The organism is Pseudoalteromonas sp. Z1A6 (assembly GCF_011378745.1).
Taxonomy (GTDB): Bacteria; Pseudomonadota; Gammaproteobacteria; order Enterobacterales; family Alteromonadaceae; genus Pseudoalteromonas; species Pseudoalteromonas arctica.
In genome coordinates this window covers 1-14,473 of record NZ_WTKW01000074.1, presented here as the reverse complement: position 1 = coordinate 14,473, position 14,473 = coordinate 1, and the positions used below count along the sequence as shown (strand labels likewise).

Genomic DNA, 14,473 nt, shown 5'->3' with positions numbered 1-14,473 from the left:
GCCTAAAAACCAAACATACTGCTGCAAATTCACCCACCAAAGATCAATACGCCCTAGTGACTTGGCGTTTACTTAAACGGTTTTTTTGTGATTGTTTTTTACGTTTTCGGCGAGTAAACCATAAGTAAAAACCAGTACCTGCTAGCCACACTGGGCTCAAACCAATTACGCACCACAGTATTTTACTTATTAGCCCTGCAAAGTAGCCAAAATGAAGTTTTCTAAAACTATCAATTACCTGCCAGCCAACGCCTACTTCGCGAATATCCCAGTTAGCTATGTGCTCGCCTGTTAGCTTGTTATAGCTAACCGTATTGGCATACTCACTAGCAAGTGGGTTGGCGGTATCGACTTCGCCGAATAAGGTAATGTTTTCGTCAGGCTCGAGTGGCATAACTAAAAACGTACCGTTAAAAGTGGAGATTTGCTTTTTACTGTCATCAAGTATGCGTTGAAACGAAATATCGCTACTGTGTAGGTTTTTGGTTAGTACAAAGTGCTCTTCATCTGCGTGTTCAATAACTTCGTGATACCACACCGCCCAGTTAAAGTAGCCACCTGTGATAGCTAAAATAATAATGATGGGAGATCCTATAACCCCCGTCATTTTATGAATGTCGCTAAGTACAATTTGCAGTGTTGCACGCCAGCGCACACTAAATAGACGCTGCCAAAATTTACGATAAATAATAAGCCCAGTAATACCTAATACCAATAAAAACAGAGCAAAAAAGAAGCCTAGTACAGTGCCTGTTTGCCCTGGCAGGTTTTTAAAGTCGTTCAGTAAAAAAGTGTAATGTAGTTCTAAAAACCAATCGGTAAAATAATGGCTGGTACCAACAGGTTCAGACAAAATGTCACCCGTATACTGGTTTAAATGAAACTTATACCATTGCTCTGTGCCGCGTTTGACTAAGTAAACCCGATCAGCTGTATCATCGTTAAATATTTCCCAACTACCTACTACATATTCAGGGTAAGCATGCTCTGTTTTGGCAATTAACGTGTCGATTGGCATGCGCTCTGGCAGTGCATTTACAACAAAGTGGCTGCTTGGCATAAGCAAGCCATCTATTTCACTTTTAAAAACTAATACGCTCCCTGTAATACTAATAACAATCAATGGAATGATAGCTATTAGAGCGATCCAACTGTGAATTTTAAAAAGAGTTTTTCTCATAGGTAGTTTTATATACAGCAACTAATGACCTGCGCATGATAACAACTATCATTTTTATTTAATAGTTTGGCGGTGAGGCTTTCTATTAAACCGGTAAACCGTGAACTTAATTCTACGGTTTTTGTATACCTAGCTTGCCAGTACCTAAAACAAGAATGTCTTATTTAGTTGAGTTAAATTTACGCGGCTCTACAATGCCGCGCTCATAGTAAAAGCCTTTTAAAACAAATGTTTATTAAATGTTTTTATTTCCGTGTTTAATTAACATTTATGTAACGAGCGAGGTTGCTTTGGCGCATTATTTGCCTATATTGTCTTCATTTATTTTGGTTTTTAGTTTTTTACCATTACTAAACAAAATTCGAAAAAATCGTAGTGTCTCAGGTTTATCACTATTGATGATGACGTTTGGGTTAGCACAAAGCCTATATTTTATAACCTACAATATTTATTTTGAGCGTTTTTATATTGCGTTACCATTTATTGTAACCGGTGCGTTAAGCGGACTTATTTTGTATTTTTTTGCACGTTATAACGCAGCTAAACGAGAACGGGTACAGTTGTTTACTATGCTAGGTTTTTCGTTACTGCCTTTTTCACTACTTTTGAATTCAAGCCTCGATACTGCAACGGTATTAAGCGCTTTAACGTATGTTGGCCTTGTGATGAGTTCGGTACGTGTTATGCCGCAAACTTATAAAACATTGCGTACGGGTAATGTAAGTAATTTAAGCGCGCGCTACTTTAGCTTGCAGTTTATTGCTGGTATTTGCGGCTTAGTTGTTGAGCTTACAACAGCGGCTCCAAGCACAGCGCACTTACTTATGTTTATTATGCTGTTGCTTACCAATGCTGTGCAATTTGGTTGTATGCAATATTATAGAATGCGGCCTGTAATGGCTTAAAGCCAAAATAAAAGTGCTAATTTAGTTTAGGTATGGCAGTTTTAAGCTATTAATCATTACAAAGTTTAAACAATGCAATTAGCTATTCATCAAATTGATGCGTTTACGAATGAGTTATTCAAAGGTAACTATGCGGCAGTGATCCCACTAAAATCGTGGTTAAGTGACGATTTAATGCTAAAGATTGGCGCTGAGAATAACGTATCTGAAACTGCTTTTACCTGCCTGCAAGACGATGGCAGTTTTGTTATTCGTTGGTTTTCGCCGTTAATGGAAATCGATTTTTGTGGTCACGCCACACTTGCGGCTGCCTATGTTTTATGTGAAGAGCATAACATATCGCAAATTCGCTTTATTGCTGATGCGGTGGGCGAGCTAATCGTTAATAAAAACGCTGATGGTAGCTTTGCAATGACCTTTCCAAAACAAGCACCGGTTGAAGTGCAAAATGTGCCTCAGCAACTGCTTGACGGCCTGTCTATACAACCGAGTAAAGTGCTTAAAAATCGCCAAGCCTACTTTGTTATTTATGAAAACGCCGATCAAATACTTGAATTAAAAACTAGCTCAGAGCTTTTAAAAACGCTTTATCCACTTGATGTAGTGGCCACTGCTGCAAGTGCTGAATATGATTTTATATCTCGTTATTTTTGGCCTGCAAGCGGTGGTGACGAAGATTATGTAACAGGCTCTATTCATACTGGCTTGGCACCTTACTGGGCGCAGCAATTGGGTAAAACTACGTTAAGCGCTTATCAGGCTTCAAGCAGAGGCGGGTATTTACTATGTGAAGTGGGTGATACAACCGTCACCTTAACGGGGCATGCTGTAAGGTATTTAAAAGGCACTATTTATATTTGATCTGTGAATTAAGTGATAAAAAAGGCCACGTTAAACGTGGCCTTGGTTTACTCAATTAGTAGAGATATTTTACGCTTCTAGTGCCTTTGCAATTAAGCGATCAATATATTTTTTATGCGCTTTAGTTGCTGTATCTGCACCCCAAGCAATACTGGTATCGGCTATTTGAGTTAGCTGATATAACGCAGCTGTTTTAGCTAAGTTATCGTACTTACTTGCTTTGCCAAGACCTGCAATTGCGATTAGCTGGTTAACATACTCAATTTGTAAGTTGTGACTAATAGAGTTTGCGTCTTTGCTTTTCACAAAAATATTAGCGGTTAAATCTTGCATAAACTGAGTTAGGCTATATTCATTACCGTACAAAGCAGTATCAGAAATACGCAGTAATACCGCTGGGTGTAATAGCTGTGCAAGTACAGACTTTTGCATCCCTAAAATCATTTGGTGTGCTTTAGGGTCTTCATTTTTACCAAAGTGATTAAAGCCACGACGTTGCAGTTGCAAGTAGCTATATAGAGGTTGCATGTTTTGTAGTACGTCTGGTGCAAATACAAACTTTGCGAGTATATCCATCGCTTGTGTTTGACGCTCAAGCGATACCGGTGTAAATGGTTTATCTGCGTTTGCATCACCCACTACAGCACGCTCAACGTACACACCACCAATTTGGCGAGAAACAACACCCGCTTGAGCTCTGTACTGACCAAATAAGCTATTAGCAGAGGTAACAAGCTGTTGGTAAGACTCACCTTTAACTGTTGCTTTATCTTTTAGCTCAGTAAATAATTTATTAATTAACGCCATACGATCTGCGCCATAGGCCGCAGGATTTGACGACAAATCACCAATCATTACACGTGGATCGATATGGCGACCTGGTGCGCGCATATCGTCTGCATCGTTACCAAAGGCAAGGGCATGTTCACTTGAACGAGCAAGTATTTTTTCAAGTCTAGCTTGCTCAGCAGCTTCATCTGCAAGTGCTACGCTGTAGCCATAGTTAATTGCCCAATCATCGTAAGGACCTGGTTTTGTTTGAAAAATATCACCTTGCTGCATACCAATTGGGGCAATGTTAGCCGGTGCATAATCCATAACAGAACCGGTTACTATGCCTTGGGTTTTGTTTTTGTCGTGTACTTCTTTTTCATCCCACAAAATAGATGATTTCATATTGTGGTTAAGACCTAAAGTATGGCCAACTTCGTGAAGTACCAATTGCGTTAGACCTTGGCGAAGCATTTCTTTATCTTCAATTTTGTCGCCGCTAGCAAGACCTTTGGCAAGCATTAGATTTTGTTGAATCTCATGCCCTAGTGAGCAATTTAGCTCACCGGTATTTGTTGTTTCACCGTGGCTCATTGTTCCTTGAGTGAAAAGTGTGTCATAAATCCAGCGGTTTTTCATAAATACAAACTCAAGCATAATGTCTGAGCCCAGTATTTCGCCTGTTAATGGGTTAGCAAGTGCTGGTCCGTATCCGCCAAATGGAGGCTTAGGTGACGAAGTCCAACGCAGTACGTTGTAATTAATATCGCCCGCATCCCAGTCTGCATCATCTGGTTGTACTTTTACCTCTAAGGCATTTTTAAAACCGGCTTTTTCAAAAGAAGTATTCCACGTTAAAACAGCGTCACGAATAGTATCGCGCCATTGGATAGGTGTGGTGTTTTCTATCCACCAAGTAATTGGTTTTACTGGCTCTGAAAGTGCTGCACTAGGGTCTTTCTTTTGTAGATCCCAACGTTTTATAACATCTTCATAAGGTGCCCAATCGGTAGATGTCATTTGATCAAATTGATTTGTAAAATAACCAATGCGCGCATCATCCATACGTGGTGCGTAGTTATTGCTAGGTAAAGCAACAAACGAGTGCTGAACTTTTACCGATACGCTACGTGGGTCGCTTACTGCATTTGAGCCACGTACCGTTGGGCTTGGGTTAGTAAATACGTAATCAACAACCACGTCTAGATTATTAGGGTATGGGCGCTGTTTAATAATGCGTGATTTTTTATCGTCTAATTTGCCTACTTTAAAGCGCTTTTTGGCGTTTTTATCAGCTGGATTTGGCGTAGGTGATACTTTATGAAGTGCTTCGCTTAAAAATAACTTATTTACGTTGAATGCTATTTTACCGTCTTCTTCTTTTTCTATTTTAATGCTCGCAAGTACCGCTTCACTAATATTGGCATCACTCGCTTTTGAAATTGCACTGTTTTCGTCAAATTTGTAGCGAGGTGTTTTGCTAATGATATCGATACGATCAAAGTATTTTCTAAATTCAATTAACTTAGTTTCACGGTACGAACCACGATAATGGCCTGCATCTGTAACGCCATCGACAGTGTGCGCAAAATATACAAACGGCGTATTAAGTTGGGACTCGTTAATCACCATAAGGTGCTTACCGGTTTTTTCGTCTTGATAAAGGCTAAATATACCGGCAAATTCGGTTTGTCCTTTGATCATTTCGCTAAGTGTTTTTGGCTCTTTTTCGTCTTTTTTATCGGCTGCAAATGCATGGCTGCCAAACGCTAAGCTAAGCGCAAGGGTGATGGTCGTTAATTTCATTTTGAGACTTTTAATATTTGTTAATTTAATTGGACTGTACGTAAATTAATTTAATTTCGCACATCTTCGCGACGAAATTTAAGTGTACAACGCTAATTAACTGATATTAATAAACAAAAGTTTGTAACAAAATATAACAAATGAGGTGAGCTGCATGCAAAGTTATTTTTATAGCCCTAAATAGCAGTGGTTTATATGTATTTGCAACAGTTGCTTACAAATGTCACCTTAATGTTTCATATGGCTCTGGTATTATGACGTTAATAGAATTTTGGGGATAATAGGATATGCAAACAAATTCACTTAGATGGGTTTTTCCATTTGTAGCGCTAATTGTTGGTGTTGTTGGCTTTATGGGAATAAATGCCATTGCACAAGAGCCAGAAAAAAAAGAAGTAATTGATACTCGTCCAACAGTGCAAGTTGAGCCAGTGGCTGCAAACGATCATCAAGTTATTATTAATAGCTACGGTGAAGTAAAGCCTCTTGAAAGTACACAGCTTTCGGCGCAGGTGTCGGGTGAAGTGTTAAGTTGGCATCCTAATTTTGTAGCCGGCGGCATCGTTGCTCGCGGTGAAACGTTATTTACTATCGAAAAAGACAACTACGAAGCAGCAGTACTTGTTGCAGAGGCAGAAATTGCTCGTGCACAAGCAGGCTTAATTGAAGAGCAGGCCCAAGCTCAAGTAGCCGCAGATGAAGCAAAGCGTTTTCCAAGTAAAGCGCGTACCGACTTATTTTTACGTAAGCCTCAAGTGTTAAGTGCGCAGGCATCTGTAAAGTCGGCGCAAGCTGCATTAAAACGTGCACAACGTGACTTAGATAATTGTGAAGTAACAGCCCCTTACGATGCATTGGTTATTAGCCGAAATGTAGGTGTTGGTCAATTTGTCACTATGGGTTCGCAAGTTGCTGAGCTCAATAATATTGAAACTGCTGAAGTGATTATTCCTATAGCAGGGTTCGATAGCGTTTTTTTACCAGAGCGTATTAAAGGTATTACCGCAACGATTATTCAAAAAGGCCTAAACAGCTTCACCCGTGAAGGTGTAATTGACCGCGACCTAGGGATTGTTGATAACGCTACGCGTATGAGTAGTCTAGTAGTGCGTATAGAAGACCCATACGGTCTTAAAAACATACAACCAGCCATTAAGTTTGGCAGCTACGTACAGGTGAATTTTGCAGGTGCAATGCTTAATAATATTTACCGTTTACCGCAAGCTTTAGTTAACAATCAAACTGTGTGGGTAGTAAACGAAAATCAAGAACTAGAGCCTCGCAAAGTAACGGTTATTCGAGAAGAGGGTGAGTATTTTTATATTAGCAGTGGTTTAAATGCCGATGACAAACTCGTTATTACTTTACCTGAATACCCGCAAAAAGGAATGCAGGTTAAAATTGCAGGTGTAGCTGCAAAACCTGAAAGCTCAGAAACGAGCACTTCAAACACGCAACAGCTGTAGGGTGTAATAGTTATGAGCGAGTCAATACAACAAAAACAAACAGGGCTAATTGCCTACTTTGCTAATAATTCAGTAGCCGCTAATTTAATGATGTTTTTTATCATTATTATGGGGGCTATAAGTTACTTTACGATTCAGCGTCAAATGTTTCCTAATGTAGAGATTAACTACATTAATATTGAGGCTAATTACCCAGGTGCCTCTCCTCAGGAAATAGAAGAAAGTATTCTTATAAAAGTTGAAGAGTCACTTAAAGATATAACCGAAATTAAAAAAGGCGTGTATCGCGCATTTAGAAATGGCGGTACAGCCAGCCTGGAAATAAACACCGATGCAAAACTTACCGATGTGCTTGATAAAGTAAAGTTGCGTGTTGATGGTATTGCGACTTTTCCGGCGGGTATGGAACCGGTCACCATAAGTCAGGTTGAGTTTAGGCAAGACGTAATAGGTATGACGCTCGTTGCTGACTTACCACTTACAGAGCTTAAGCCTATAGCAAACCAAATAGAGGATGAGTTACTACAGTTATCTAACGTGTCGTTAGTGGTAAACGATGTTCCTCTTGATGAAATAGCAATTGAAATAGAGCCCGATACGCTGCGCCAATATAATCTAACCCTTAGTGATGTGATGAATGCGGTACGCCGTTACTCAGCTAACTTTTCGGCGGGGCAGCTAAAAACAGACGCAGGTGTTATTTCTGTTCGCGTCGAGAATCAGTTTTACTCGGGTGAAGAGTTTAGGCAAATTCCGGTAAAAATTGGCGAGTATGGCGCTAAAGTTTTACTGCAAGATATTGCAGTTATTAAAGATCAATTTACCGAAGGTGAGCGCTACTTTAAGTTTAATGGCGAAAACGCGGTGTATTTATCGGTAAAAGCAACGCAAGAGCAAAACATGATTCCCGTTGCGGATTCGGTTAAAGCGTTTATTGATCAAAAAAATAAGCAGCTACCGCCAGGTATTCGATTAGAGCCATTAATGGATATGACCTACTACCTAAATGCTCGCCTTGATATGATGAAAGCTAACCTGTTTCAAGGTGCTATTTTAGTGGCAATTATGTTGTCGTTATTCTTGCGTTTTAAACTAGCGCTTTGGGTAATGATTGGCTTACCTGTTTGTTTTTTAGGGGCCATGATGATGATGCCACTATTTGGCATTAGCATTAATATTATTTCGTTATTCGCTTTTATAATGGTGCTTGGCATAGTGGTGGATGATGCCATAGTGATAGGGGAAGCTGCCTACACCGAAGTTGAAAAAAGCGGCGGTGGTGTAGAAAATGTTGTGCGTGGCGCTAACCGAGTCGCGACCCCTGCAACCTTTGGTGTGTTAACAACAATTGCTGTATTTGCACCATTCACAATGTCGAGCGGGCCAGAAAGTGCCTTCTTTTATGGTATAGCCGTTGTAGTAATGCTGTGTTTAGTATTTAGTTTGATTGAATCAAAGCTGATACTGCCAGCTCACATTGCTCATACGCACTTTTCGCCGATTAAAAAAGGTGGTTGGCGCGATCGCTTCAACACACGCTTTTTTGGTTTCGTAAATGGGCCATACAAACGTTTTATTGCTAAGTGTGTTGATTGGCGCTGGACTGTTTTGTTTGCTTTTATTGCAATGTTTATAATCAGTATTGCACTTATTACGTCTAATAAAGTACGTACAGTTCCAACTCCTAAAGTGCCGCACGACTTTCCACAAATTCAAGTAGAAATGAACGACAACGTTTCTGACTTACAAACCATTGCTGCTATTCGTGAAATAGAAGCTATGGTACTTAGAGTCGATGAAGAAACTGAACGTGAGTTTGGCCAAAAGATTATTCGTGATGTATTGGTATTTAATCAAGGCAGAACCGAGTCGCAGTTACTAGCTCCATTAGTTGACGAAGATTCACGTCCATACAATGCATTTGAACTTTCGCGTCGCTGGCGTGAGGCTATGCCGACTATTGCTGGTATTAAGTCGTTAACTATTCAAGACGATGTTGGTGGCGGCGGTGGTAATGGCGGCGGCGAGTTTGGCTATTTACTGTATGGCTCAGACATAGATACTTTAAATCAAGCGGGTCGTCGTTTTATTCAATTACTTCAACAGCAAAAAGGGTTGTTTGATATTAGCTCAACCATAGATCCTGCGAGCAAAGAAGTGCAAATGAGCCTTAAACCCGTTGCTTACGATTTAGGCTTAGATTTAGCCGGTATTGCAAATCAAGTGGGTGCTAGTTTTTATGGTGGCGAAGCACAGCGTGTAATCCGAAACGGCGAAGAAGTACGCGTAATGGTACGTTACCCTAAGCTGACTCGTGAGGCATTTTCATCGCTTAAACACACCGTTGTTACTACCCCACAAGGGCGAGAAGTACTTCTTGGTGATGTAGTAGAGCTAACAGAAACGCCAGGTATTAGCTATATACGCCGCGAAGGTGGTTACCGTACCGTGTATGTTTATGGCAATATTGATGAAGAGCAAATTGAGCCAGGCGAAGTGGTTAAGCAAGTAAAAGAAAATCTACTGCCACAGCTAATAGAAGAATTCCCAAGTGTTAAATCAGAGCTTGGTGGCGCAATAGAAGAGCAGCAAGCTCAAGCTAATGAGCAAATAATGTTTTTTATTGGCGGAATGATTTTAGTATACATACTGCTAGCTGTGCCGCTTAAAAGCTATTCACAACCGCTTATTGTAATGTCGGTTATTCCGTTTAGTTTAACCGGGGCTATTTGGGGTCATTACTGGTTTGATTTAGATATGAGCTTAATGTCGGGCTTTGGCTTAATTGCCGCCGCAGGTGTTGTGATAAATGACTCACTTGTAATGACCGATTACGTTAACCAAGTTCGCCGCGAAGGTGTTAGCGTTAAAAATGCAGTAATAGAAGCTGGTTGTGCTCGCTTTAGAGCAATACTATTAACGTCGATAACAACTTTTGCCGGTGTGCTACCTATTATGTTTGAAACAAGCTTGCAGGCTAAGTTTGTAATACCTATGGCAGTAGCACTTGGCTTTGCTGTTATGTTTGCAACGTTAATAACGCTTATATTAGTGCCATGCCTATATATTATTTTAGGTGATATTGGTGCGGTGTTTAAGCGCCCGTTTAAAGGTCGAGCTGCTAAAGTCTCAATAAATAGTTAATAGACATTAAAGTAAAAAAAGCCCTGAATGGTTAACCGTTCAGGGCTTTTTTATTATCTTTTTAATGCAACTTAAATACTGCAGTAAAATTAATCTTTAAATTGCTTATGGCAATCTTTACAGCCTTTAGCCCATGCGCCAAAAGCTTTACCAATTACGGCTTTATCGCCCGATTGAGCAGCTAACGCTAGCTTATCTGCATTTGCCGCAAAAGCATTCGCTTTTTTAACGAAGGTTGCATTTTCGGCCCAAACAGCAGCAAGTGCCGCTGTGTCGCCTTTATCGGTTCCTTCGTAAAACGCTTCCCATGGCATTTTTGAAAGTGCAGCAGCGTTGTTAGCACGCATTTTAAATTGCTCTGCGTCAAAAGGTACTTTACCTTTTAGCATTGCGCCCATGTCACCAATTTGCACTGAGATCATTGAAAACGCTGCTTGGCGGTATTCAATTGCATCAGTTGGCTCTTTAAATGCAGTGTTTGCAGATACGCTAAATGCACACGTAGCCATTGCTATTGTTGCTAATACTTTTTTCAATTTCATGTTTGCCCCTTTTAAAGTAATTGTTAATCCTGTTCTATATTAGCTTCTTTGAATGTTCAAGTTAATATATGTGCTTAATAATTGTTTCTTTAACTAAGCATACAATGATTACCCTATCGTTACATCTATTGTATTTGTTGTTAATGACTGTAAACACCTCGTTGTTATTTTTATTCCTATTGTGTAACTTGCCCCTATCATAAAAATAACTAACAAAGAGAGTTTATGAAAAATAATATTTTTAAAATGTCAGCATTGTCTGCTGCAATAGTGGTTTCACTTTCTGGTTGTGGAAGTAGTGATGACGATAATAAAAGCAGCGTACCATTAGTTACTGACGTAGCGCCTAAAGCGAGTGATGTTGTTGTTGCAGATTTAAAACAATGGATCCCTGTTACTGCAGAATTTAAAGCCAGCGATAACGATGGTGATGCACTTACATTTAGCTTCACTGAAAATGGTGAAGCAGTGGTTGCAGAAGATGGCGTATTCACATTTAGTCACGGCACTCTAACTGTAGAGGGAACATCATTTACTTATGTTCCAATGTCGGATGATGATGCAGTTATTGATTACACTGTAAACGCAAATGGTAAAGCGGCTTCTGCGCAAATAAACATTTCAGGAGTTGTTGGTGACCCATTAGCAAATCAACAATGGCACCTAAATAATACAGGCCAAAAAGCATACTCATTAAGTGATGAAATGAAGCAGGGCTTAGTTAATTTATACGTAAGCCTATTCGGTGATACCGAAGAGGAAGCGCAAGCAAGTGTTGATGCTAGTTTTGCTAATGCAGAAGCTACAGGGTTGGTTGCTGGTGAAGATATGAATGTAACAGCCGCTTATGCTCAAGGCGTTACAGGAGCTGGTGTAACTGCTGTTGTTGTTGACTCGGGTATGGAAATTCGCCACGAAGATTTAGTAGATAACGTATTACCAAATCGTTCTTTAAACCTTAACGCTGAAGCGCTAGATCGTACAGACCCTACAAGTACATCAAACAGTGGTGACCACGGAACAAGTGTTGCCGGCTTAATTGCAGCAAAAGGTTGGAATGGCAAAGGCGGCCGTGGTGTTGCACCTGATGCTGGCTTAATCGGTATGAACTACCTTGGTGGAGATAAAGTAGCACAAACTGATTTACTTGCTCATGGCTTCCCTGGTAGTGGTATTAGTACGTCTGAAAATATTTCAGCCTTTAACCGTAGTTACGGTATTACGTTCCCTGCATTCTTTGGCTATTCAGAACTAGATGAAGCAATTGAATCCTACCCTAACCTTAACCTTCGTGATGGTAAAGGTGCGCTAAACATGAAATCTAGTGGTAACTCATTCATTGATGGCGACAGAGAAGGCTCGTTTTGTGCTGATAATGGTGCAAATGACTTAGGTTTAACTTGTTACAATGGCGCTTTTGAGCCAAGCCAAGGGCATCCTTATTACTTGAGTGTTGCTGCAGTAAATGCGAACGGGAAGCATACTAGCTATTCTACAGCGGGTGCTAACGTAATGGTGTCGGCTCCAGCGGGTGAGTATGGTCGTTTTGCACCTGCAATGGTAACAACAGATCAAATGACGTGTATTAATGGTTATTCAGGTTTCAATGGTGGTTCTATTGCAGCATGGGCTGAAGCTTACGGTGAAGAGTTTGCTGCAAGTCAATATCCATTTAACTACCCAGGCCATGCAGACAATGCAAGCTGTAACTATACTTCAACGTTTAATGGCACATCATCTGCTGCGCCAAATGCATCGGGTGTGGTATCGTTAATTCTTTCGGCTAATCCAGATTTAACATGGCGTGACGTTCGCCATATCCTTGCATCAACTAGCACTTTAATTGATGCAGATAATGCTGCTGTTAAATTAACAGTTGGTGAAGGCGAATTTGTTGCACACGACGGTTGGATTGAAAACTCTGCCGGTTATAACTTCAATAACTTATATGGTTTTGGTCGTGCTGATGCTGGAGCTGCGGTTTCTATGGCGAAGGCTTACGATGTTGCTTTAGGTGAACAAGTTATTACTCAGTGGAGCGGTGTTGGTTCAGTAATTGCTGAAGACGCACTTGCACTAGAAATTCCAGATAACAATGCAACGGGTCTTACACAAGAAATTGAAGTGACTGAAGAGCTAAGCATTGAAGCAATGCAGTTTAAGTTAGATGTAAGTAATGCTGAGATGGGCTTTGGCTTAAGCGATGGTACACAAACTTCAGCCGGAACAGATTTAGCTATAGAAGTTACATCGCCAGCGGGTACACGTAGTGTATTACTGTCCTCTAAACAAGCGATGCTATACCCAGCATACGATACTTCAACTGGGTTCAGTAGTGGGTATGTTTTAAAAGATGCTGTAATGCTTTCAAATGCGTTTTATGGTGAGTCGACTAAAGGTACTTGGACGGTTCGTTTACTAGATACAAGTGCAAATAGTTATGCATTTAGTGATGCTCCGGATAATATTTTTGGTGGCGTAATCACGGGTATTACTAACAATAGCTCAGCGAGTATTTTAGAGGGTGTGTCTTTACGCGCATTCGGTCACGCAGGTCAAGAGTAAGGATTATGAAAATGAAAATAAATAAATTAATTGTATTAAGTACTGCTGCGTGTATTTCTTTAAGCGCTTCGGCAAACACAAGCTTTGATGAAAGGCTTCAATTACCAAAAAAACAAGTATCTACTATTAAGTATACTAAAGCTGACTTTGGCTCTTATAAAGTAGAGAGAAATTTACGCTTAGTTCCATCAAGTGTTGCTGCCGATGAGCATGTAGTTATGCAAAAAGGCGATATGGCAGTTGTAGACGTTGCAAGTAAATCTGATTTAGTAACTAAAGGAACTTTAGTACGTAATGTTTTAACTAATAGCTTAAGTTCTTTATCAGGTAATATTACGGTACTTTTAAGAGATGGTATTACTGCTAGCGACGTTGCTGCAGCGGCTGGATTAAAAGTGGTGTCTGTATTTCCTGGTACTAAGATTGCCGTTTTAGCAGTGAATGATGGACAAGATATTTTAGTTGCAGCAGAGCAGTTAAATGCTTCAGGTTATGCTAAAGAAGCTAGAATTGAAGTACTAGAGACGATTTATACTGCGCAATAAGTTATTTTATTAAATAAGCTTATTTAATAAAAACCCCGAGTAATATTAGTTATTCGGGGTTTTTTTATGAAAAGTTAATCATTAATTCCTATATCGGCAAATATCATCCCGCGACGCATGCTGCGGGTTGCTAAAAACACTTCACCTAATAACGAAATAAATGCACAAATAAGTAACGCCATGGCAGCTACAAAACAACAAGCAATAGTCACGCTTAAGTTAATTGATTGAATGTGTGACAAGAATAAAAACATAACCACAGCACATACAAGTAAGGCACTTAATACACTTAAACTAAAAGCAATATGTATAAAACGCGATCTTTTTAATAAAGCGCGCAGTTCTGTTGCTAGCGACTTACTAAAATCGTCATCTGTATTTACTTTTAATCTTCGCTCCAATAAGCGCGCTCTGTCGGTAATTCGTGCTAAGCGATTAGATAAAACACCTAAAGTTGCTGCTATACCTGTGATTAAAAATACGGGAGCAACGGCCGTTTGAATTACTTTTGCCATTGTTAAAATGTTAATTACTTCGCTATTCATAATTCTCTTTTTACAGCTATTATTTTTTCTATACGGATGAGAACAGTAATATAAAAAATAGAATTAGGAAAGTTAAGTATCAGCTCTAATGTGGAAGGCCATGCCTAACCAATATATTTGAAATTTGGGTAATGATATTGAAA

Annotated in this window: 10 protein-coding genes; 6 read left to right on the top strand and 4 right to left on the bottom strand. The window is 39.8% G+C overall.

Features of this window, described 5'->3' with window-relative positions:
• Positions 1-43: 43 nt before the first annotated feature.
• Positions 44-1,180: a PepSY-associated TM helix domain-containing protein gene (locus GQR46_RS06900; protein ID WP_165740523.1), complete on the bottom strand. Its 1,137-nt coding sequence runs from the start codon at positions 1,178-1,180 to the stop codon at positions 44-46.
• 290 nt (positions 1,181-1,470) lie between these two features.
• On the opposite strand from GQR46_RS06900, the gene GQR46_RS06895 reads away from it, so the two are divergent.
• A complete protein-coding gene (locus tag GQR46_RS06895) occupies positions 1,471-2,085 on the top strand; it encodes a PQ-loop repeat-containing protein (protein WP_033012533.1) in 615 nt (204 codons plus the stop codon).
• Between the two features lie 72 nt (positions 2,086-2,157).
• Entirely contained in the window at positions 2,158-2,946 is a 789-nt protein-coding gene (locus tag GQR46_RS06890) for a PhzF family phenazine biosynthesis protein (RefSeq protein ID WP_165740522.1), read from the top strand.
• A gap of 69 nt (positions 2,947-3,015) precedes the next feature.
• On the opposite strand, the gene GQR46_RS06885 is transcribed toward GQR46_RS06890, so the two are convergent.
• Positions 3,016-5,523, bottom strand: coding sequence for a zinc-dependent metalloprotease (locus tag GQR46_RS06885; protein ID WP_165740521.1), 2,508 nt, complete (start codon positions 5,521-5,523; stop codon positions 3,016-3,018).
• A gap of 287 nt (positions 5,524-5,810) precedes the next feature.
• Here GQR46_RS06885 and GQR46_RS06880 point away from each other — a divergent pair, with 287 nt between their 5' ends.
• Both GQR46_RS06880 and GQR46_RS06875 read left to right on the top strand, forming a co-directional pair.
• Positions 5,811-6,989, top strand: a complete 1,179-nt coding sequence (locus GQR46_RS06880; protein WP_007580481.1) for an efflux RND transporter periplasmic adaptor subunit — start codon at positions 5,811-5,813, stop codon at positions 6,987-6,989.
• 12 nt (positions 6,990-7,001) lie between these two features.
• Complete coding sequence (locus GQR46_RS06875) at positions 7,002-10,133, top strand: efflux RND transporter permease subunit (RefSeq protein ID WP_165740520.1); 3,132 nt, start codon at positions 7,002-7,004, stop codon at positions 10,131-10,133.
• Between the two features lie 89 nt (positions 10,134-10,222).
• On the opposite strand, the gene GQR46_RS06870 is transcribed toward GQR46_RS06875, so the two are convergent.
• The gene (locus GQR46_RS06870; RefSeq protein WP_165740519.1) at positions 10,223-10,675 is read right to left on the bottom strand and encodes a cytochrome c; all 453 of its coding nucleotides are present in this window, start codon (positions 10,673-10,675) and stop codon (positions 10,223-10,225) included.
• A gap of 225 nt (positions 10,676-10,900) precedes the next feature.
• Here GQR46_RS06870 and GQR46_RS06865 point away from each other — a divergent pair, with 225 nt between their 5' ends.
• Together GQR46_RS06865 and GQR46_RS06860 are read left to right on the top strand one after the other, a co-directional pair.
• Positions 10,901-13,240, top strand: a complete 2,340-nt coding sequence (locus tag GQR46_RS06865) for a S8 family serine peptidase (protein WP_165729346.1) — start codon at positions 10,901-10,903, stop codon at positions 13,238-13,240.
• An 11-nt stretch (positions 13,241-13,251) separates the two neighbouring features.
• Positions 13,252-13,785 carry a hypothetical protein gene (locus tag GQR46_RS06860; protein ID WP_165740518.1) on the top strand — a complete coding sequence of 178 codons (534 nt, stop codon included), beginning with the start codon at positions 13,252-13,254 and terminating at the stop codon, positions 13,783-13,785.
• A 74-nt stretch (positions 13,786-13,859) separates the two neighbouring features.
• Here GQR46_RS06860 and GQR46_RS06855 read toward each other — a convergent pair whose 3' ends face one another.
• Positions 13,860-14,330, bottom strand: coding sequence for a DUF2721 domain-containing protein (locus GQR46_RS06855; protein ID WP_165740517.1), 471 nt, complete (start codon positions 14,328-14,330; stop codon positions 13,860-13,862).
• Positions 14,331-14,473: the final 143 nt, after the last annotated feature.